Below are 20,189 nucleotides of genomic sequence, written 5' to 3'. Positions count from 1 at the left end.
AAGGAGTGTCATTCTCCAGATCAAACACGCATACGCTCGATGACACGCCGCTTTGGCCCCTAGGATTCCCTCTATCACCTCACCGGTCTCATTCGACAGGAACCCCATGAGCGACACTTCCCCCTACGGCTTCGAGCTTGTGCGGCGTGGGTACGACCGCGCTCAGGTGGACGAACGCATTTCGAAGCTCGTCTCCGACCGTGACAGCGCTCTGGCTCGTATCACTGCTCTGGAAAAGCGCATCGAGGAGCTCCACCTCGAAACGCAGAACGCCCAGGCCCAGGTCAGCGACGCGGAGCCGTCGTACGCGGGTCTCGGCGCGCGCGTCGAGAAGATCCTCCGCCTCGCCGAGGAGGAGGCGAAGGACCTGCGCGAGGAGGCCCGTCGCGCATCCGAGCAGCACCGTGAGCTCGCCGAGTCGGCGGCCCAGCAGGTGCGCAACGACGCAGAATCGTTCGCTGCGGACCGCAAGTCCAAGGCGGAGGACGAAGGCGTCCGGATCGTCGAGAAGGCCAAGAGCGACGCTTCGCAGCTCCGTCAGGAGGCGACGAAGGACGCGCAGTCCAAGCGCGAGGAGGCGGACGCCCTCTTCGAGGAGACCCGCGCCAAGGCCGCCCAGGCCGCTGCGGACTTCGAGACGAACCTCGCCAAGCGCCGCGAGCAGTCGGAGCGCGACCTCGCGTCCCGTCAGGCCAAGGCCGAGAAGCGTCTCGCGGAGATCGAGCACCGCGCGGAGCAGCTCCGCCTGGAGGCCGAGAAGCTGCGCACGGACGCCGAGCGCCGCGCCCGCCAGACGGTGGAGACGGCTCAGCGCCAGGCCGAGGACATCGTGGCCGACGCGAACGCCAAGGCCGACCGGATCCGTTCGGAATCCGAGCGCGAGCTGGCGGCTCTGACCAACCGCCGCGACTCGATCAACGCTCAGCTCACGAACGTCCGCGAGATGCTCGCGACGCTCACGGGCGCCGCGGTGGCCGCCGCCGGCACCCCGGCCGAGGACGAGCCGATCTCCCGTGGGGTTCCGGCTCAGCAGTCCCGGTAATACCGGAAGCCGCTGAAACACCTGACGTACAGCGCCTGAACAAGTGCGAAGCCCTCTGCCACCCCGGTGGCAGAGGGCTTCGTCCCGTTTTAGCGTGACCGCATGATCGAGCTTGCGGGGCTGACCAAGCGGTACGGCGAGAAGGTGGCGGTCAACAACCTCACCTTCTCCGTCAGACCCGGCATCGTCACGGGCTTCCTTGGGCCGAACGGCGCCGGGAAGTCGACCACGATGCGGATGATGCTCGGGCTCGACCGGCCCACCTCGGGCGACGTACGCATCGACGGGCAGCACTACGACCATCTCAAGGACCCGCTGACGTACATCGGCGCCCTGCTCGACGCCAAGGCCATGCACGGCGGGCGCAGCGCCTTCAACCATCTGCTGTGCCTCGCGCAGAGCAACGGCATTCCACGGGCGCGGGTGCACGAGGTCCTCGACACGGTCGGGCTGACCTCGGTCGCGCGGAAGAAGGCCAAGGGGTTCTCGCTCGGCATGGGCCAGCGGCTGGGCATCGCGGGCGCGCTGCTCGGGGACCCGCGGATCCTGATGTTCGACGAGCCGGTCAACGGCCTCGACCCCGAGGGCATCCACTGGATCCGCAACCTGATGAAGTCCCTCGCCGCCCAGGGCCGTACCGTCTTCGTCTCCTCGCACCTGATGAGCGAGATGGCGCTGACCGCCGACCACCTCGTCGTCATCGGCCAGGGCCGACTGCTCGCCGACACCTCCATGGCCGACTTCATCCAGCAGAACTCGCGCTCCTACGTCCGGATCCGCTCGCCCCAGCGCGAACGGCTGCTCGACGTGCTGCACGGCGCCGGGATCACCGTCGTCGAGTCGGGCAGCGGCACGCTGGAGGTCGACGGCGGCAAGCCGGAGCACATCGGCGAGCTGGCCGCGCAGCACCAGATCGTGCTGCACGAGCTCAGTCCCCAACAGGCCTCCCTGGAGGAGGCGTTCATGCAGCTGACCGCCGAGTCGGTGGAGTACCACGCGCACACGGACTCGCCCCTCCCCGTGGCTGCGCAGTCCTGGGGCGACGACTGGAAGAAGGACTGACCATGGCGGCGACGCAGGTCCTCAGGTCCGAGTGGACGAAGATCCGCTCCGTCGCGTCCACGGTCTGGACGCTCGGTCTCGCCGCGGTGGTCACGGTCGCGCTCGGCGTACTGATCTCGCTGCTGTCGAAGAACGAGTTCAAGAACATGAGCGAGAAGGACCGGATCTCCTTCGACCCGACGTTCATCAGCTTCGCCGGGATGAGCCTCGGCCAGCTCGCGATGATCGTGTTCGGGGTGCTCGTCGTCTCCAACGAGTACAGCACCGGCATGATCCGCACCTCGCTCTCCGCGGTCCCGCAGCGCGGCACGTTCCTCTTCGGCAAGATCGCGGTGGCGACGGGCCTCGCGTTCGTCGTCGGCATCGTCACCAGCTTCGTCAGCTTCTTCCTCGGGCAGGCGATGCTCGGCTCGCACAAGGCGGCGATCGGCGATGCGGGCGTCCTGCGCGCGGTCATCGGCGGCGGGCTCTACATGACCCTCATCGCCGTGTTCTCGATGGGCGTCGCGACGATGCTGCGCAGCCCGATGCTCTCCCTCGGCATCCTGATGCCGTTCTTCTTCCTCGTCTCCAACATCCTGGGCAACGTCTCCGCCACCAAGAAGATCGGCCGCTACCTCCCCGACCAGGCCGGCAGCAGGATCATGCAGGTCGTCACCCCACTCGACGACGACACGCCCTACGGCCCCTGGGGCGGCCTCGCGATCATGGTGGCGTGGGTGGCACTGGCGGTGCTCGGCGGCTACGCGCTGCTCAAGAGGCGGGACGCGTAGGGTCGTCCGGCTCCCTGGGCTGCGGCGGCAGCAGCCCGTCGAAGCCCGCCCACCCCCGCCACTGCCAGACGTCCTTGTCCAGGTCGGGCTCCAGCGGCACGAAGCGGCCGAGCTCGAAGTCGCCCGCCTCCAGGTCGAACCAGCGCTCGTCGGTGACCTCGGTGCCCAGGCCCACGGTCCGCGCCGTAAGCCGGACCAGGAGCTTCACGCCCTGCGAGCCGTCGAGGTCGTTGCCCTGGATATGGCGGAAGGGCAGCTCGGACACCGGCGCCCCGACCGGAATCCACACGGTGAAGGGCGCCCCGCGCTCGACCGCGAGCCAGGCCCGCTCGTCGGCGGGCTCGCCCTGCGCGTCCAGGACCTTCAGCCACTGCTTGTAGATGACCAGGCTGCCGTCGTGCGGGGAGCGCTCCAGGTAGCGCAGATGGGCCCGGGCGTGCAGATCGACGACCGAGAGGTTGTCGAAGCGGTTGTAGAAGCGGACGGCGATGATCGCGTCGTCGCTGTCCGCGTGGCGCCGGGAGTAGCTCGGGAAGTCCGCCGTCCAGGCGTGCGAGATGCTGGCCCGCTGCCGCCAGACGAACGGCCGCAGCGCGAACATCTTGATCAGGACGATGCCCAGCAGCACGGCGGGCACCAGGGATCCGGTGACCGAGGAGAGCGTGGCGAGCAGCTGGTGCGCGGTGCTGTCCGCCTCGGGCTCCAGGTTGTCGGTGCCGACGCAGGCGCGCAGCGCGGTGAGGCTGAGGTCGAAGAGCCGTTCCCCGTCCGAGAACCGCTCCGCCACGGACCGCGCCGAGTGCTCGGTGAGCGTCCACACCGCGGCGATGACGACGGCGAGTCCGGCCAGCGCGCAGAGCGTCATCAGCAGCAGGGCGTGGACCGTGCGTCCGGCGATCCACCAGCGAACTGACGTACGGAATCGCGGGTGCGTCCGGCCTCTCCCCGCCGGCCTCAGCCGCCCCAGCATGCCCAACTCATCTCCCCCGTACCCCAGTTCATCAACGCTCGTACAATAGAACCGCATGATCCCCGGTGTTCGTTCCGGCCAACCCCGCCGTTGGAGGCGAGATCCGGCCCCGCCCCGGGTACATCTCGCGTGGAAGGCTGTGCCGACACCGCGCGATCACCCCTCGAAGGGCGTCACCGTGACGACGAAGGACCGAAGCCTCGCGGCCCTGGGCCTGAACGACGTGCCCGCCCGGCAGCCGCTCACCTACCCCGGCCGCCCCACACCGGAGCCCTCCCTGCTCACCGGCGACGAGCTGCTGCAGCTCGACGTGCGGCCGCTGCGGCTGGGCGAGTGGTTCGTGGAGGAGCAGCGGGAGCAGCGCAGGCTCGACGAGGCGCTGGCCGAGCTCGGCCAGGTCGTCACCGGCCGCCGCCACCCGGTCATCGCCGTCGGCTCGAACGCCTCGCCCGGCCAGGTCGCGCACAAGCTGACCCGGCTCGGCATCCCGGCGACCGTGCCGATGGTGCCGGTGCGGGTGCACGGCATCGGCGTCGGCTGCTCGGGGCACATCAGTCCGGCGGGCTACGTCGCGGGGACGCCGTACGTCGACCGGGGCGCCGAGACGACGCTCGTGGTCGCCTGGCTGGACTCGACGCAGCTGAAGGCGGTCGACGACACCGAGTTCCCGGACTACCGGCGGGCGATACTCCCAGGCGACGAGTTCGAGATGACGATGCCGTCCGGGGAGCGGCTCGGCGGCGCGTACATCTACTTCAGCGCGCACGGGGTGCTCGCCGATCCGGCTTCCGAGCGGCCGCGGCCCGGCGGCGGCGACCAGTCCGAGCTGCTCGCCTCGCTGCTCGCCTCGTCGGCGCGGCTGCGGGAGCTGCTCGGCCCGGACCCGGCGGCGTGGGTGCGCCGGGCCGGGGCGGACCGGGAGCTGCGCGAGCGCGGCACGCTGATCTTCGGCGAGGAGGGCTGGGTGCTGCCCCAGACGGAGTTCCTGCCGTACGTCGACGACTCGGCCGAGCTGCGGCTCTACGACGACCTCCAGCCGATGGAGGGCTCCCTTCCGTAGAGCGGCTGCGGTTCCGCTTCGCCCCCTGACCAGGCGCGACGCGTACCTGACAAAAAACTCGCGTGACCTGCATTGTTTTACTTCCTCTTGAGTGGAACCGTCAGCGCCCCGATATCCTCCTAAGCCTTACGGGGGCGTGTGCCCCGACGTCCTGACCTTTTCGATGGGTGCGGAGCATGATCGAGGCAGTCGGCCTGACGAAGCGCTACGGCGACAAGACAGCCGTGTACAACCTTTCCTTCCAGGTGCGGCCGGGTGCCGTCACCGGCTTCCTCGGGCCCAACGGTTCGGGCAAGTCGACGACGATGCGCATGATCCTCGGCCTGGACAACCCGAGCGCCGGGGCGGTGACGATCGGCGGCTTCCCCTACCGCAAGCTGCCGAACGCTCCCCGCCAGGTCGGCGCGCTCCTCGACGCCAAGGCCGTGCACGGCGGCCGGCACGCCCGCAACCACCTGCTCTGCCTCGCGCAGCTCTCCGGCATCCCGGCCCGCCGGGTGGACGAGGTCCTCGGCGTCGTCGGCCTGCAGGATGTGGCCAGAAAGCGCTCCAAGGGCTTCTCGCTCGGCATGGGCCAGCGGCTCGGCATCGCGGCCGCGCTGCTCGGCGACCCGCAGGTGCTGCTCTTCGACGAGCCCGTCAACGGCCTCGACCCCGAGGGCATCCTCTGGGTCCGCAACCTGATGAAGTCCCTGGCCGCCGAGGGCCGTACGGTCTTCGTCTCCTCGCACCTGATGAGCGAGATGGCGCTGACCGCCGACCACCTGATCGTGATCGGCCGCGGCCAGCTGCTGGCCGACATGAACATCAAGGACTTCATCTCGCACAACTCCGCGGACTTCGCCCGGGTCCGCACCCCGGAGACCGACCCCCAGCAGCGCGAGAAGCTGACGGCCGCGCTGACCGAGGCGGGCGGCCAGGTGCTGCCCGAGCAGGACGGCGCGCTGCGCGTCACCGGGCTGCCGCTGCCCCGCATCAGCGACCTCGCGCACTCCTCCGACGTACGCCTGTGGGAGCTGTCGCCGCACCAGGCCTCGCTGGAGGAGGCGTACATGCGGATGACGCAGGGCGCCGTCGACTACCGCTCGACCATCGACCAGAAGGCCGGGCTCCAGCAGCAGCCGGCGCCGGGCGCCATGCCCCAGCCGCAGATGCCGGTGCCCGGCCAGGGCCAGCCGGGCTGGTACGCGCCGCCGCCGCCCCAGCAGGGCGGGCAGCCGTTCGCGATGCCGCAGGGACAGCCCTTCGCGGGCGGGTACGCGGCTCCGGGCGCCCCCGGTGCCGCTCAGCCGGGCCAGGCGGGTCCCTACGGCGCTCCCGCCGGTGCGGGCGCGCCGGACGCCAACCCGTACGCCCAGGCCGCGCCCCAGGCCCCCGCACAGCCGTCCGCGGCTCCTGTGGCACCCGCCGCACCCGCCGCCGCCCCTGCCGCCGACCTGACCAAGCCCGAGGACGCCCGATGAGCACGCCCCAGCCCCCGATGCCGCAGCAGGTCGCGCCCGGCGCCCCCCAGTGGCACACGGCGCCCGGTGCCTCGTACACCTCGCCGATCCCGGTCACCCGCACGCACCTCGGCCACGCGCTGAACTCCGAGTGGACGAAGATCAAGTCGGTGCGCTCCACCATGTGGACGCTCGGCACCTTCCTGCTCCTGGTGGTCGGCATCGGCTTCCTGGTCGCCGCGCAGACCCAGGACAACGACTACACCGACGTGCCGTTCACCATCCCGGCCTTCTTCGGGCTGATGCTCGGTCAGATCTGCCTGCTCACGCTGGGCGTGCTGGTGGTCTCGTCCGAGTACGGCACCGGCATGATCCGTACGACGTTCACGGCCTCGCCGCAGCGCCACCGGGTGCTGGCCGCGAAGCTGATCATCTTCTTCGGGGTCGCGTTCGCGGTCTCGGCCTTCGCGATCGGGCTGGTCGGCCTGATGACCTCGGGGATGCACAGCGGATCCTCGGACAAGGCGTGGAGCGGCACGGTCCTGATGGGCGCGCTGTACGTGTCGCTGCTCGGCACCCTCGCGCTCGCGGTGGGCTCGATGCTGCGTCACTCGGCGGGCGCGATCACCACGATGCTCGGTGTCGTCCTCGTGCCCGCGATCATGCCCGCGTTCCTGATGATGTCGGACAGCATGCGCAAGCTCGGCGAGAAGATGCAGGAGTACAACGCTCCCAACGCCCTCGCCAAGATCTTCCAGTTGGACAGCGAGAGCTCCCACGGAGGCGCGCAACTCGGTCTGCTCGCCGGGGTGACGGCCGCCGCGGTCGTCGGCGCCTTCGTCCTGCTGGAGCGCCGTGACGTGTGACGCCGGCCGACAGGGCTAGAACCTGGGCGCGTTACGGGACCGCTGCACCCGCGAGGTGCGGCGGTCCTTCGCGTTCCAGCACGCCTTGTGCCAGTGCCGGCGCTCGTCGACGCCCGAGTGCTCCGGCCAGGCCACCACGTGCGGGACGCCGGAGGGGATCAACTGGTCGCAGCCGGGGCAGCGGTAGGTCTTGCCCTGGGCGCTCGCGCCCGCCACATGGCGCACGCTCCACTCCTCGCCCTGCCAGCTCTCCGTGGCCTGCCAGCCGCCGTAGCGGCCGGAGCGGTCCTCGTCCGCGCTCTCGCCGGACGAGCCGGCGCCCTTCGGCGGACGGTTGCGACGCGGGGACACAGGACACCTCACGGAGCTATACAGGGGGCAGCGGCCGTGTCCAGCCTACGCGGCGCGCACCAGGGTAGGCGTACTCCACCAATCCCCACAGATCGCCCCTCGCCGACTCATTCTCCAGACAATCCGCCAATCTTCCCGCCAGGCCGTGTCCTCGGCACGTGTCACACGGTTATGCCCGGTGGGGAGCTCCGTGTCGGCGCCAAGGAGGCAGGAGTGCAATGCGCGTAGGAAGTTTTGTTCTGGCGGCCCAGTTCCCGGGACAGGGCCAGGGGGAGGCGCTGCACCGCGCGGTGCGGTCGGCGGAGGTGGCCGAGGAGGCCGGTCTCGACTCGGTCTGGCTGGCCGAGCACCACTTCGTGCCGTACGGGACCTGCCCGTCGGCGATCACCCTCGCGGCGTTACTGCTCGGCCGCACCCGCCGCATCCGCGTCGGTACGGCGGTCAGCGTGCTACCCACCGTGCACCCGGTGGCGCTCGGCGAGCAGGCCGCACTGCTGCACATGACGTCCGGCGGGCGCTTCTCGCTGGGAGTGGGGCGCGGTGGCCCCTGGGTGGATCTGGAGGTCTTCGGCGCGGGACTGGCGGCGTACGAGAAGGGGTTCCCGGAATCACTCGATCTGCTGGTGCGCTGGCTGCGCGAACCGGCCGTGGCTGCCATGGGTGAGCGGTTCGCCTTCCGTGAAGTCCCCGTCGTGCCCCGCCCGTCGGAGGCGATCGGCGCCGGCGACGGTCCCGAGGTCGTCGTCGCCTGCACCTCACCGGCGAGCGTCCGGCTCGCGGCCGAGCGGGGGCTGCCGATGCTTCTGGGGATGCATGTCGGGGACGAGGAGAAGGCCGAAATGGTCGCCCTCTGGCGGCAGTACGCACGCGCCGCGGGGCGGCCGGGGGACGAGATCTCCGGCGCCGCCCATGTCTCCGCGGGCGTCTGCCAGATCGCGGACCGCCGCACCGACGCGTGCGAGACGCTGATCAAGGCGATGCCCGGCTGGCTGAAGCAGGGGCTGGACGCCCATGTGACGATCGACGGTCGCGCCCGCGCGATGCGGGACCCGGTGGCGTACACCGAACTGCTCTGCGGGCTGCACCCGGTGGGAACACCTCGGCTGTGCGCCGACCGGCTCGCGGCCACCTCGGAACGGACCGGCATCTCCCGCTTCGCCCTGCTGGTCGAGGGCTCGGGGGACCTGGCGGCCACGGAGGAAAACGTACGGCGGCTGGGCACCGAGGTACTCCCCCACCTCGGCTGACACCCTCGACCCGGCCCGTCCCGCAGCCGGAGGGGCCCTGACCCGCGCCGCGGGGACTTGCCGCCCCAGTACTGATGCACCTCCCGCGTACGGAGCGGCAAGCCGTGCAGCATCCCTGCGTCAGCAGTCCCGGAACTCCGGTGACTGGTTGAGCAGTTGGCTGCGCACCGAGGTGAAGCGTGCCAGTGTGTCGTCCACCGAGGCCTCCAGCGGGAACACCGCCACCCGGTGGCAGTTCTGGAAGGCCAGCCGCACGCCGAAGTGCCGCTGCAGCGCGCCGCGTATCGCGTCACTCGCGAGCGCACGCAGCAGCTGGCCACGCGCCTGCTCGTCCGGCGGAGGCGTCTGGTTGTCGGCGAACGCACCGCCGTCGACCTTCAGCTGGGCCACCAGGGAGCTGATCATCTCCCACGCGTAGGGCAGGGAGGTCCGGACGCAGTCGACGAATTCCGCTTCGTCGACCTCGCCTCGCTCGGCCTTTTCGAGTAGGGCCGGTGAGACGTCGAGCGACATGGGTTCTCCTCTCGCACCCCCAGGTCTCGGGGGTTGCCGGACAGATAGGGGAGCTCGCGATGTCAACCACGCTGCGTACACGCATCGCCACCTCCCGTTTATACGGTAAGCAACGGACGGTGACCGCACCAGGAGAATGCGCGCACAGCAGGGCCCCTGTGCGCACACAATCAGCCACTATCGAACGGGAGTTGCCACCAGCATGTGCCAAACGGAAACAGGCGCCGGGAAAGGATTTCGGACGGGCTCGGAGACGGTCTTGGAGGCGGTCTTGGAGGTGGGCGAATCGCGTGCACCACCGCCCGTCGAGTAGCGTTGCCGACCATGCGTCTCGTCATTGCCCGATGCTCCGTGGACTACGCGGGCCGGCTCACCGCCCACCTCCCGTCGGCCCCCCGCCTCATCCTCGTGAAGGCGGACGGCAGCGTCTCCATCCACGCGGACGACCGGGCCTACAAGCCCCTGAACTGGATGTCGCCGCCCTGCACGCTGAAGGAGGGATCCGGCGACGATGAAGGCGTCTGGACCGTCATCAACAAGGCGGGCGAGAAGCTCATCATCACGATGGAGGAGATCCTCCACGACTCCTCGCACGAACTCGGCGTGGACCCCGGCCTGATCAAGGACGGCGTGGAAGCGCACCTCCAGGAACTGCTCGCCGACCGCATCGAGACGCTCGGCGAGGGCTACTCGCTCATCCGCCGCGAGTACATGACGGCCATCGGGCCCGTCGACATCCTGTGCCGCGACGCCGAGGGCAAGACCGTCGCCATCGAGATCAAGCGGCGCGGCGAGATCGACGGCGTCGAGCAACTCACGCGCTACCTGGAGCTGTTGAACCGCGACCCGCACCTCGCGCCGGTTCGCGGCATCTTCGCCGCCCAGGAGATCAAGCCGCAGGCCCGCGTCCTCGCCACCGACCGCGGCATCGGCTGCACGGTCCTCGACTACAACGCCCTGCGCGGCATCGAGGACGACAAACTGCGCCTGTTCTGACCGGTGGCAAAGCGCGAGGGCCGGGTCCGATCACGGACCCGGCCCTCTCGCTTTCCTGCGCTCAGATCACCGACGCGGTACTCGTCGACCCACTCGGCGTCTCGGCTGCGCTGCTGCTCGGAGCGCTGGCCGAGCTGCTCCCCGGAGCGCTCGACGCGGGCCCGCTGGCGGAGTCCGACGTCGACGGCGTGCTCGACGACGCCGGCGGCTCGGAGCTGGCCGGCGGACTGCTCGGCGGCGTGGAGGTCGCCGGCGGACTGCTCGGCGGCCTCGACGTCGACGGCGGAGGCGAGGTGGGCGGCCTCGACGTCGACGGCGGCCTGGACGTGCTCGGCGGCCTCGTCGTACCGCTCGGGCTCTTGGTCCCGCTCGGGTCGTCCGACGGCTGCGTGCTCTTCGTCGGCGTCGGATCGTCCGAGGTGCCGTACGAGCCGTCCGGGCCCGGGTCGGTGGGCGTGCTCGACGCACCCCCGCCACCGCCGCCGTCGCTGTCCTTCTTCGGCTTGTCCGCGCCCAGGCTGTCGTCGTCGGTGCCCTGACTGGCCGACGGGTTGACGCCGACCTTGTCGGAGGGGTCCTGGTCGTTGTTGGACGTCATGCCGAGCCCCACGACGGTGCCGAGCACGGCGACCAGGAGCGCGCCCGCGCCCGCGGCAGCCAGGTTGCGCCGGGTGCCGCTCACCAGGCGGCCCCGCATGCCCTCGCGCTGCGGCCCGGGGCCCGGCTCGGACCGGTGCGTGACCAGCGTCGCGGGGACGGGCGGCGGTTCGGCGGGCGGGAACGAGGCGGGCCCACCGAAGGCGGCGGGTCCACCGAACGCGGCCGGTACGCCTCCCGGGGGCGACGCGGACTCCTCGTACCGCGCGTCCGGCACCTCCTCGCCCGCGGCGGTCTGTCCGCCGGGCGGGGTGACGGCGCCCGAGCGGTCGGCGACCAGTGCGAGCGCCCGGCGTCCGGCGACGGTGCCGCGTTTGTCGGCGAGCGCGCCGCGCAGCCCGATGGAGGCCTCCAGCTCGGCGCGCGCCCGGTCGAGCCGGCCGCCGCAGAGCGCGAGGACACCCAGTTCGTGGTGGAAGTAGGCCTGGTCGGCGACCTCACCGGCGAGCCTCGACGCCTCGGCGCCGGAACGCAGCGAGCGCTCCCAGGCACTCCAGTTCAGGCCCGCGGCGAAGGCGGGCGCGGCCGTGCGGGCCAGCTCGACGGAGGGGCTCTCCTCCTCGCCGTCCAGCGGGGCCGTGGTGAGCGGCACCAGCACGGTCAGCGCGGCGAGGACGGCGTCCGCCTCGGCGCAGACCCGCTCCGGGGTGACCGAGGGGTGCCCGGCCCACCAGGTGTAGTGCCGGGCGGCGGCGAGCGCGCGGTCGGCGACCTCGCCGGCGTACCCGGCGGCCTCCAGCTGGGCCTGCACACCGGCCGCGAGCCGGTAGCGGGAGCCGACCGGCGAGACCAGCGCGCAGCTGGCGAGTTCGGCGAGGGCGGCGTCCGCGTGGGTGTCGCCGACGAGCGCGGGCAGGTGCGCCTGGTGCGGGACCTCGCCGCCCAGGGCGACCGCGAACTTCAGGGTGGCGCGCGCCGACTCGCTGAGCCGGGACGCCAGCAGGGCGGCGGGCGCGGCGCCCTCGGCGAGCGAGGGCAGGGGTACGGCGTCCTCGGCGTCGGCTTCGAAGGGCGCGTCGACGGGTGTGTCGGCGGCCGTGCCTATGGAGGTGTCCACGGACGACGGGCCGACGGGGGCGTCCCCGAGGTAGCCGAACTCGTCGAAGGCGCTCGGGTCGGCGCGCAGCTGGTCGCGCTGTCGCAGCAGCGCCCCGGCCTGCACGAAGCGCAGCGGGAGCCCCTCGGACTCGAACCAGAGGTCGCCCGCCCAGTTCGACTCGTCCTCGGTGAGCACGCGTCCGACGGCGCGCTCCAGGAGTTCCAGGCCGCCGCTGCGGTCGAGGCCGCCGAGGAAGACCTCTTCGAGGAGCGACTCGGCGGACGGCGCCGGAACGTCCGGCGTGGCGCTGATCAGGAAGGCGCACTCGGGGGTGGCATCGAGCAGTTCGTCGAGCGCGCCGGCGCCGAACTCCACGTCGTCGAGGACGACGACCGCGCCGATCTCGTGGACGAGCCGGAGCAGTTCGTCCCGTTCCGGCCGGTACAGCGGTGCGTTGTGCACTGCGGCGAAGAGGTCGTACAGCAGGTCGTTCGCGGTGCGCCGGTACCCGGACAGGCGTACGACGCCGTCGGGCGCGAGGTCCGCGCAGTCGTCGGCGACGGCGTCCAGGAGCACGGTGCGGCCGGAGCCCGCGGGCCCGGTCAGCCGTACGGAGCGCCCGCGCGCGAGGAGACGTACGAGCCGCTCGCGCTCGTCCTGGCGGTCCAGGAGCGGCAGTCGGGGCAGTGGCGCGCCCGGCGGTACGGGCGGCTGGGCCGCGCGGGCCAGTTCGGTGCGTTCTGCGGCGCTGTACCTGACCGGCCGCTCGGGCCGCTCGCCGGGCGGGCAGACCTCGATCTCGCTGCCGTCGACGGGATTGACGGTCAGCAGGAAGTCGCCCGAGACGAGCTGGACGGTGCGGGCGAGTGCGGGTGTGTGCTGGCCGAAGTCGGATGTCGCCTGTTCACGTGGCGGGCGCGCGCGGGGCGCCTGGCCGTCGTCGTCATGGCCGTACTCTTCGGGTCCCCGGTTGTTCGGGTCCATGTTCCAAGCCCCCCAAAAGCGTCGTGTGCGGTCCTGTCGCCGGGAGTCCGACGGCAGGTTTCTGGCCCCTCCCGGCCTTGCTGCACACTGCGCTGTCGCTTCTGGTCCGGTGCCCGCTCAAGGGTTGTCGGGCGGCGGGCAGCCGAACCCTAAACCTTCGCACAGTATCTCCGAACGGCCGGGGTACCGCGCCGTCCGAGACGTCACAGCTTCGTGAGGATTGTGCGTGACCTGCGTGTCACTCCCGAGACGCCCGGGTCTCCCCCGGCCCCCGGGTTCACACCCGGGGCAGCGACTCCACGCCGATGCCGCCCTCGATCGCGAGGATCCGGTGCAGCCGGGTGGCGACCAGCAGGCGTTGCATCTGCGGCGGTACGTGGCGCAGCACGAGCCGTCGGCCGCACCGCCCGGCCCGCCGGTGGGCCCCCATGATCACACCGAGGCCGGTGGCGTCCCAGGAGTCCAGCTCGGACAGGTCGAGCACCAGGTCGCCGGCTCCGTCGTCGACGGCCGTGTGCAGGACCGAACGGGCGTCCGCCGCGCTGCGGACGTCGAGGCGGCCCCCGACGACCAGCTCGACGTGGTCGCCCCTGATGTACATATCGCTCCCCGAGAGTGCTTCTCGTACTCCGTGTCGGTCTGCGTTTCTCTGTAGTGCACCGTCTGACTGCCCGAAGGGTGCAGAGGTTGCCGTCCGTAAGCGAACCGATACCGAATTCACCTCATGGGGTGATGCCCCAGAGGCGTGTGCGGTTTCAGTGCTTGTAGAAGCCCTGCCCGCTCTTGCGGCCGATGTCACCGGCGTCAACCATCCGGCGCATCAGCTCCGGCGGGGCGAACTTCTCGTCCTGGGTCTCGGTGTAGATGTTGCCGGTGGCGTGCAGCAGGATGTCGACGCCGGTCAGGTCGGCCGTCGCCAGGGGTCCCATGGCGTGGCCGAAGCCCAGCTTGCAGGCGAGGTCGATGTCCTCGGCGCTCGCCACGCCCGACTCGTACAGTTTCGTCGCCTCGACGACGAGCGCGGAGATGAGACGGGTCGTCACGAAGCCGGCCACGTCGCGGTTGACGACGATGCAGGTCTTGCCGACGGACTCGGCGAACGCCCGCGCGGTGGCGAGGGCTTCGTCGCTGGTCTTGTAGCCGCGGACCAGCTCGACGAGCTGCATCATCGGGACCGGCGAGAAGAAGTGCACACCGACGACGCGCTCGGGGTGCTCGGTGGCCGCCGCGATCTTGGTGATCGGGATGGCGGAGGTGTTGGAGGCGAGTACGGCGTCCTCGCGGACGATCTTGTCGAGCGTCCGGAAGATCTCGTGCTTGACCTCGAGCTTCTCGAAGACGGCCTCGACGACGATGTCGGCGTCGGCGACCGCGTCCAGGTCGGTCGTGGTGGTGATACGTGCGAGCGCGGCGTCCGCGTCGGCGCCTTCGAGCCTGCCCTTGGCCACGAACCTGTCGTACGAGGCCTTGATGCCGTCGAGGCCCCGGCTCAGCGCTTCGTCGGTGACATCGCGCAGCACGACGTCCCAGCCCGCCTGCGCGGAGACCTGGGCAATGCCGGACCCCATGAGTCCGGCTCCGATGACGGCAAGCTTCCGTGCCACTGTGCGACTCCCCTGACGCTCCGCTGATGACTGCCTCTCGGGCGGACACTAGCGCTCGTGAAGTGCTGTGTGACCGGTAAGTAATGCGCGTCACGTCTCAACTGACGGACATCACACCGGATGGCTCACCCCGCGTCCCGCACCGCGTAGTTGAGGACCTTCTCGCTCAGCAGGCCCTCCATGTCGTCGAGGAGCAAAAGCACCTCGCGTGACACTTCGTCCGGGTTGCGACCCGCCATCATCTCGCGGCCGATGGTGGCCATGACCGTCTGGTGGACCCAGTTGATCTGGCCGGCGATCAGACCCGGCATCGGATCCTCGGCGGGGGCGCCGGTCTCCTCGCGCAGCGCCTCCTCCAGGTTGATCAGGACCTCCTGACCGATCGCCCACAGACGGGAGCGCAGCCCGGGGGCGTCGTGGATGACCTGCATGAAGCGGGCGTAGCCGTCCATCAGTCCGAGCCGCGGCGAGACCGCCTGGACCTCGTCGCGCAGTTCCCGCAGCACGGCGGCGGCGGCCGACTCGCCCTTGCCGCGGGCGCGTGTCCAGCGCGCGAGCCGGTCGACGACGCCCCGGGAGCGGTCGAGGAAGAGGTCCTCCTTGGCGGGGAAGTAGTTGTAGACGGTGTTGACGGAGACGTCGGCCGCCTCGGCGACCTCGGCGATCGTCACCGCGTCGAACCCGCGCTCCAGGAACAGGCCCGTGGCGACATCCGAGATGTACTGCCGGGTCTGCCGCTTCTTCCGCTCCCTGAGCCCTTCTGCCATGCGGCCATCGTAGCTTCGCTGGGACCGCTGAAGATTTGGGGTGACTTTATTTTTTGGTGTCATTGCAAATTTTCAGCGACTCTGTTTTTCTGGGGCGCATGGCAATCATCAGTACGGCCGGACTGGCCCGTACCTTCCAGACGAAACGCGGCCCCGTGGAGGCCGTGCGCGGCATCGACCTGACCGTCCGCCCGGGCGAGATCCTCGGCTTCCTCGGCCCGAACGGCGCGGGCAAGACGACCACCCTCCGCATGCTCACCACCCTGCTGGCCCCCACCGGCGGCGCGGCCACCGTCGCGGGCTGCGACCTGGTCCGCGATCCGGCCGGGGTGCGGCGCGCCTGCGGTTACGTGGCGCAGTCCGGTGGCGTCGACCCGAGCGTGAGCGTCCGGGAGGAACTGGTCACCCAGGGGCGGCTGTACCGCCTGACGAAGGCTCAGGCGAGCGAGCGCACCGAGGAGTTGGCGCACGAGCTGGACCTGACCGAGCTGCTCGACCGCAGGACGTCCGCGCTCTCCGGCGGCCAGCGGCGCCGCCTCGACATCGCGATGGGCCTCACCCACCGCCCTGCGGTGCTGTTCCTCGACGAACCGACGACGGGGCTGGACCCGGCGAGCCGCGCCGACCTCTGGGACCTCGTCCGCCGGCTGCGCGCCGAGCACGGCACCACGGTCTTCCTCACCACCCACTACCTCGACGAGGCGGACGCGCTCGCCGACCGCCTGGTGATCGTCGACAAGGGAGTGGTCGTCGCCGAGGGCACGCCGAGCGCACTGAAGCTGGCTCACGCCGGCTCGATCGACGCGACGCTCCAGGACACGTTCCTCGCGATCACCGGCCGCGGCCCTGCGCCGGCCGACTCCACCCCCGTAGCCGTATAAGCCGCACAAGCCGCAGAGGAACCCCCCAGAGATGCTTCTCCACGACACCGCGCTCATTTTCGGGCGGTATGCCCGCCAGACCCTGCGCTCCCGCTTCGCGATGCTCTTCGGCGTCCTGATGCCGCTGCTCTACCTGCTCTTCTTCGGTCCCCTGCTGACCGGTCTGCCGCTCGGGACTCGGGCCGGCTCCTGGCAGGTGCTGGTCCCGGGGCTTCTGCTCCAACTCGTGCTGTTCGGGGCCCTGTTCGCCGGCTTCATGATTATTCTGGAGAAGGGGCAGGGGGTGGTGGAGCGAATGCGGGTCACGCCGGTGAGCCGGCTGGCGCTGCTGCTCGGCCGGGTCCTGCGCGACGCCGCGGTCTTCGTCTTCCAGGCGGTGCTCCTGGTGCTGGCCGCCGTCCTGATGGGCCTGCGGGCGCCGCTGGCCGGCATTTTGATCGGCTTCGCGTTCGTGGCGCTGCTGACGGTCTCGCTCGCCTCACTGTCGTACGCGCTGGCCATGCGGATGCATACGCCGCAGGAGTTCGGCCCGACCATCAACGCGCTGGCGATGCCCTCCATGCTGCTGTCCGGCCTGATGCTCCCGATGACCCTCGCCCCCGGCTGGCTCGACGTGCTCTCCCACTTCGTGCCGTTCCGCTATGTCGTGGACGCGATGCGGGACGCGTACGTCGGCTCGTACACGACCGATCACATGCTGTACGGCGTCCTGGTCGCCGTCGGTTTCGCGGGACTCGCCGTGACGGTGGGCACACGTGTGTTCCGCAGGGCCGGAGCGTAACTACGCTGGACGCATGGTCAATCTGACGCGCATCTACACCAGGACCGGCGACCAGGGCAGCACCGCCCTCGGGGACATGAGCCGGGTCGCCAAGACCGATCTGCGGATCTCGGCGTACGCGGACGCCAACGAGGCGAACGCGGTGATCGGCACGGCGATCGCGCTCGGCGGGCTGGACGAGGAGGTCGTGAAGGTCCTCACCCGGGTGCAGAACGACCTGTTCGACGTGGGCGCCGACCTGTCGACGCCGGTCGCCGAGAACCCCGAGTTCCCGCCGCTGCGCGTCGAGCAGTTCTACATCGACAAGCTGGAGGCGGACTGCGACCGCTTCAACGAGCAGTTGGAGAAGCTCCGCTCCTTCATCCTGCCCGGCGGCACCACCGGCGCGGCGCTGCTGCACCAGGCGTGCACGGTCGTACGGCGGGCGGAGCGCTCGACGTGGGCGGCGATGGAGGTGCACGGAGAGGTCATGAATCCACTCACGGCGACCTACCTCAACCGGCTATCGGATCTGCTCTTCATTCTTGCCCGTACGGCGAACAAGGACGTCGGGGACGTGTTGTGGGTCCCCGGCGGGGAGCGCTGACGCCGGAGCCCGCTTGGGGAAGACGGTGTAGCTGACGGCGATCACCACGTTGATGCCGATCAGCCACACCATCCTCGACTGCCACTGGCGCAGCGAGCCGGTGTCGCCGTCCCCGCCGACGTACCAGATCGCGGCCTGGAGCAGTCCGGCGGCGAGCGCCGAGGCGAGGATCCACCGCCCGGCGGTCCGCCACTCGTGAACGGCTCGGGCCGTGCCGTACTTCGGCGGCCGGACCGGCGGTGGGCCGCCCGCGAAGCGGTGGGCGACGTGCGCGTCGACCCACCTGATCGTGCGGTGCCCCATGACCAGGGTGAAGGCGATGTAGACGGCGGCGAGACCGTGCTTCCAGTCAGGGTCGGCGCCGTCCTTGAGGTCGACCGCGGTGACCACGAACAGCACGACCTCCAGCAGCGGTTCGCACAACAGCAGGGCCACACTGGTCCGGCGCAGCCTCAGCAGGTAGCGGGCGGCGAGGCCCGCCGCCAGCAGCACCCAGAAGCCCACCTCGCAGGCGATGATCAGTCCGACGATCACGGTTCGCTCCTCTCTCGCCCTTCCAGGCTCGCGCGGGCGGCGGGCGGATTCGTCGTCGGCGGTGACGAGGTCGGACTGCATCCTTCGATGTAGACGCGGACCGTCCCCGGGCATCAGGCGGGGTGCCGGTGTGCCGTGTTGGATGGAGTCATGGCCGACCGTCTCCCCCGCCCGCACCGCGACGACGTGCGCATCGCCGTCGGGGGACTGCTCGGCGGACTGTTCCTGTGGGGTGTCGGGCTCTGCAGCCGGGGTCCCGACGATCCGATGGCGCTCGTCGACGCGGGCTGGGCGGTGCTCGTGCCGCTGGTCATCACGGCCGGCTGCGAACTCATGCGCCGTACGCGGCCGCGCACCGCGCTGCTCGTCGGCACGGTCGCCCTGGTCGCCGACCTGCTGACCCGCGGCAACCTGGCCACCATCGTGATGTTCACCGACCTGGTGTACGCGGCCGTGCTGTACGGCTCGCCCGGAGCGGCCCGGCGCATCCCCTGGATCACCGGTCTGATCACGGTGATCGGGACCGTGTGGCCCGTCGCCGCGTGGCGGAAGCCGGAGGGGCTGCTGATCGGGGCGGTCACCGGCCTGGTGACCTTCACCCCCGCCGCCACCGGTTGGATCGTCCGCAACCACCGCGACACCGCCGTCGCGGAACGGCTGCGCGCCGAACAGACCGCGCTGCTCGCGGAGATGGACCGCACCCAGGCCGTGACGGCCGAACGTGCCCGGATGGCACGGGAGTTGCACGACATGGTCGCCAACCACCTGTCCGCGATCGCCATCCACTCCACGGCCGCGCTGTCGCTCGACGACCCCAGGACCTCCAAGGACGCCCTCGCCGTCATCCGCGAGAACAGCGTCGAGGGGCTTGCCGAGATGCGCCGGCTGATCGGGATCCTGCGCGAGGGGGGCAACGACCGCGAACCCGCCGCGGTCCCCACCCTGGACGGACTCGCCGCACTGGTGGAGGGCGCCCGCGCCAACGGCCTCGACATCCGCCTCGACACCGACCACGGCCGGGTCCCCGCCCCCGTCGAACTCGCCGCCTACCGGATCGTCCAGGAGTCCCTGACCAACGCCCTCAAGCACGCCCGCCCGGGCCGCGTCACCGTCACCCTCGCTCAGCGGGACGATGTGCTCGACGTCCGGGTCACCAGCCCGTACGGCCACGGGGACGGCCCGCGCGCCCCCGGATCCGGCGCCGGTCTCGTCGGGATGCGGGAGCGGGCCACCCTGCTGGGCGGCACCCTCGCCGCCGGTCCCGACGGCGCGCTGTGGGCCGTACGCGCCGCCCTCCCCCTCACCGAAGGAGCAGCCGAATGATCCGTGTGCTCGTCGCCGAGGACCAGTCCGCCGTACGGGCCGGGCTCGTCCTCATCCTGCGCAGCGCCCTCGACATCGAGGTGGTCGGGGAGGCGGCGGACGGCGAGCAGGCGGTGGCCCTCGCGCGTGAACTTCGGCCGGATATCGTCCTGATGGACATCCAGATGCCGCGCCTCGACGGGGTGTCCGCCACCCGCCAGGTCGTCGACGAGCACCTCGCGGACGTCCTCGTGCTCACCACCTTCGACCTCGACGCGTACGTCTTCGGTGCGCTGCGCGCGGGCGCCTCCGGGTTCCTGCTCAAGGACACGGAGGCGAAGGACCTGATCGCCGCCGTGCGCACGGTCGCGGGCGGCGACGGAATGATCGCCCCAGCCGTCACCCGGCGGCTGATCGCCGAGTTCGCGGCGAAGCCGGTCCGCGAGCCGACGGCCGATCCGACCGTCCTGGACGCCCTGACCCGGCGGGAGCGCGAGGTGCTGTCCTGCCTCGGCGAGGGGCTCTCCAACGCGGAGATCGCGCGGCGGCTCGACATGGCGGAGGCGACGGTGAAGACGCACGTCAGCCGCCTGCTGGGGAAGCTGGAGCTGCGCAGCCGGGTGCAAGCGGCCGTGCTGGCACAAGAGTTGGGCGTCTGAAGTCCGACCAGCGCACTGGTCCAGACCTATTGACCTATGGTCCAGACCTTTCTATTCTCGCGGCACTGTGGAC

The 20,189-nt window shown here is 70.8% G+C and carries 21 protein-coding genes; 13 read left to right on the top strand and 8 right to left on the bottom strand.

The window, feature by feature from the left end:
* Positions 1 to 106 precede the first annotated feature (106 nt).
* The 3 genes from ACN6LB_RS05650 to ACN6LB_RS05640 all read left to right on the top strand — a co-directional run bounded on the left by ACN6LB_RS05650 (position 107) and on the right by ACN6LB_RS05640 (position 2,877).
* Positions 107 to 1,042: a coiled-coil domain-containing protein gene (locus ACN6LB_RS05650; RefSeq protein ID WP_356138917.1), complete on the top strand. Its 936-nt coding sequence runs from the start codon at positions 107 to 109 to the stop codon at positions 1,040 to 1,042.
* 102 nt (positions 1,043 to 1,144) lie between these two features.
* A complete protein-coding gene (locus ACN6LB_RS05645) occupies positions 1,145 to 2,104 on the top strand; it encodes an ABC transporter ATP-binding protein (RefSeq protein ID WP_356138915.1) in 960 nt (319 codons plus the stop codon).
* 2 nt (positions 2,105 to 2,106) lie between these two features.
* Positions 2,107 to 2,877, top strand: coding sequence for an ABC transporter permease (locus tag ACN6LB_RS05640; protein ID WP_356138913.1), 771 nt, complete (start codon positions 2,107 to 2,109; stop codon positions 2,875 to 2,877).
* Here ACN6LB_RS05640 and ACN6LB_RS05635 read toward each other — a convergent pair.
* A complete protein-coding gene (locus ACN6LB_RS05635) occupies positions 2,858 to 3,847 on the bottom strand; it encodes a hypothetical protein (RefSeq protein ID WP_445024807.1) in 990 nt (329 codons plus the stop codon). The two genes, ACN6LB_RS05640 and ACN6LB_RS05635, sit on opposite strands and share 20 nt — an antisense overlap.
* 178 nt (positions 3,848 to 4,025) lie before the next feature.
* On the opposite strand from ACN6LB_RS05635, the gene ACN6LB_RS05630 reads away from it, so the two are divergent.
* From ACN6LB_RS05630 to ACN6LB_RS05620, 3 genes are all read left to right on the top strand, one after another.
* On the top strand, positions 4,026 to 4,907 hold the full coding sequence (locus tag ACN6LB_RS05630; RefSeq protein WP_445024806.1) for a hypothetical protein: 882 nt from the start codon (positions 4,026 to 4,028) through the stop codon (positions 4,905 to 4,907).
* A gap of 176 nt (positions 4,908 to 5,083) precedes the next feature.
* A complete protein-coding gene (locus ACN6LB_RS05625) occupies positions 5,084 to 6,370 on the top strand; it encodes an ABC transporter ATP-binding protein (protein ID WP_356138907.1) in 1,287 nt (428 codons plus the stop codon).
* Positions 6,367 to 7,215: an ABC transporter permease gene (locus ACN6LB_RS05620; RefSeq protein WP_445024805.1), complete on the top strand. Its 849-nt coding sequence runs from the start codon at positions 6,367 to 6,369 to the stop codon at positions 7,213 to 7,215. Before ACN6LB_RS05625 ends, ACN6LB_RS05620 begins: the two co-directional genes overlap by 4 nt.
* 15 nt (positions 7,216 to 7,230) lie before the next feature.
* On the opposite strand, the gene ACN6LB_RS05615 is transcribed toward ACN6LB_RS05620, so the two are convergent.
* Positions 7,231 to 7,566 carry an ATP/GTP-binding protein gene (locus ACN6LB_RS05615; protein WP_445024804.1) on the bottom strand — a complete coding sequence of 112 codons (336 nt, stop codon included), beginning with the start codon at positions 7,564 to 7,566 and terminating at the stop codon, positions 7,231 to 7,233.
* 218 nt (positions 7,567 to 7,784) lie between these two features.
* Here ACN6LB_RS05615 and ACN6LB_RS05610 point away from each other — a divergent pair, with 218 nt between their 5' ends.
* Positions 7,785 to 8,813, top strand: a complete 1,029-nt coding sequence (locus ACN6LB_RS05610; RefSeq protein WP_356138900.1) for an LLM class flavin-dependent oxidoreductase — start codon at positions 7,785 to 7,787, stop codon at positions 8,811 to 8,813.
* Between the two features lie 120 nt (positions 8,814 to 8,933).
* Here ACN6LB_RS05610 and ACN6LB_RS05605 read toward each other — a convergent pair whose 3' ends face one another.
* Complete coding sequence (locus tag ACN6LB_RS05605; protein ID WP_356138898.1) at positions 8,934 to 9,326, bottom strand: SCO5389 family protein; 393 nt, start codon at positions 9,324 to 9,326, stop codon at positions 8,934 to 8,936.
* Positions 9,327 to 9,650: 324 nt separating this feature from the next.
* Between ACN6LB_RS05605 and nucS the strand changes: the two genes are divergently transcribed.
* Positions 9,651 to 10,322 (top strand): endonuclease NucS, encoded by a 672-nt coding sequence (nucS, locus tag ACN6LB_RS05600; RefSeq protein WP_356138896.1) that lies wholly within the window; start codon positions 9,651 to 9,653, stop codon positions 10,320 to 10,322.
* 61 nt (positions 10,323 to 10,383) lie between these two features.
* Here nucS and ACN6LB_RS05595 read toward each other — a convergent pair whose 3' ends face one another.
* The 4 genes from ACN6LB_RS05595 to ACN6LB_RS05580 form a co-directional block, all read right to left on the bottom strand.
* Positions 10,384 to 13,002 carry an ATP-binding protein gene (locus ACN6LB_RS05595; protein ID WP_445024803.1) on the bottom strand — a complete coding sequence of 873 codons (2,619 nt, stop codon included), beginning with the start codon at positions 13,000 to 13,002 and terminating at the stop codon, positions 10,384 to 10,386.
* 277 nt (positions 13,003 to 13,279) lie between these two features.
* Positions 13,280 to 13,603 carry an STAS domain-containing protein gene (locus ACN6LB_RS05590; protein WP_445024802.1) on the bottom strand — a complete coding sequence of 108 codons (324 nt, stop codon included), beginning with the start codon at positions 13,601 to 13,603 and terminating at the stop codon, positions 13,280 to 13,282.
* Positions 13,604 to 13,757: 154 nt separating this feature from the next.
* Entirely contained in the window at positions 13,758 to 14,606 is an 849-nt protein-coding gene (locus ACN6LB_RS05585) for a 3-hydroxyacyl-CoA dehydrogenase family protein (RefSeq protein ID WP_445024801.1), read from the bottom strand.
* Between the two features lie 125 nt (positions 14,607 to 14,731).
* A complete protein-coding gene (locus ACN6LB_RS05580; protein WP_356138888.1) occupies positions 14,732 to 15,373 on the bottom strand; it encodes a TetR/AcrR family transcriptional regulator in 642 nt (213 codons plus the stop codon).
* 98 nt (positions 15,374 to 15,471) lie between these two features.
* Here ACN6LB_RS05580 and ACN6LB_RS05575 point away from each other — a divergent pair, with 98 nt between their 5' ends.
* From ACN6LB_RS05575 to ACN6LB_RS05565, 3 genes are read left to right on the top strand one after another with little or no spacing between them, the layout of a single operon-like run.
* The gene (locus ACN6LB_RS05575) at positions 15,472 to 16,254 is read left to right on the top strand and encodes an ABC transporter ATP-binding protein (protein WP_445024800.1); all 783 of its coding nucleotides are present in this window, start codon (positions 15,472 to 15,474) and stop codon (positions 16,252 to 16,254) included.
* 31 nt (positions 16,255 to 16,285) lie between these two features.
* The gene (locus ACN6LB_RS05570) at positions 16,286 to 17,035 is read left to right on the top strand and encodes an ABC transporter permease (protein ID WP_445024799.1); all 750 of its coding nucleotides are present in this window, start codon (positions 16,286 to 16,288) and stop codon (positions 17,033 to 17,035) included.
* A gap of 13 nt (positions 17,036 to 17,048) precedes the next feature.
* Complete coding sequence (locus ACN6LB_RS05565) at positions 17,049 to 17,621, top strand: cob(I)yrinic acid a,c-diamide adenosyltransferase (RefSeq protein ID WP_445024798.1); 573 nt, start codon at positions 17,049 to 17,051, stop codon at positions 17,619 to 17,621.
* On the opposite strand, the gene ACN6LB_RS05560 is transcribed toward ACN6LB_RS05565, so the two are convergent.
* The gene (locus ACN6LB_RS05560; RefSeq protein ID WP_445024797.1) at positions 17,538 to 18,155 is read right to left on the bottom strand and encodes a hypothetical protein; all 618 of its coding nucleotides are present in this window, start codon (positions 18,153 to 18,155) and stop codon (positions 17,538 to 17,540) included. The two genes, ACN6LB_RS05565 and ACN6LB_RS05560, sit on opposite strands and share 84 nt — an antisense overlap.
* 150 nt (positions 18,156 to 18,305) lie before the next feature.
* On the opposite strand from ACN6LB_RS05560, the gene ACN6LB_RS05555 reads away from it, so the two are divergent.
* Complete coding sequence (locus ACN6LB_RS05555; RefSeq protein WP_445024796.1) at positions 18,306 to 19,478, top strand: sensor histidine kinase; 1,173 nt, start codon at positions 18,306 to 18,308, stop codon at positions 19,476 to 19,478.
* A complete protein-coding gene (locus ACN6LB_RS05550) occupies positions 19,475 to 20,116 on the top strand; it encodes a response regulator transcription factor (protein WP_356138875.1) in 642 nt (213 codons plus the stop codon). Before ACN6LB_RS05555 ends, ACN6LB_RS05550 begins: the two co-directional genes overlap by 4 nt.
* Positions 20,117 to 20,189 lie beyond the last annotated feature (73 nt).

The organism is Streptomyces sp. SAS_270 (genome assembly GCF_052543295.1).
This window is presented reverse-complemented; position numbering and strand designations above follow the sequence as displayed.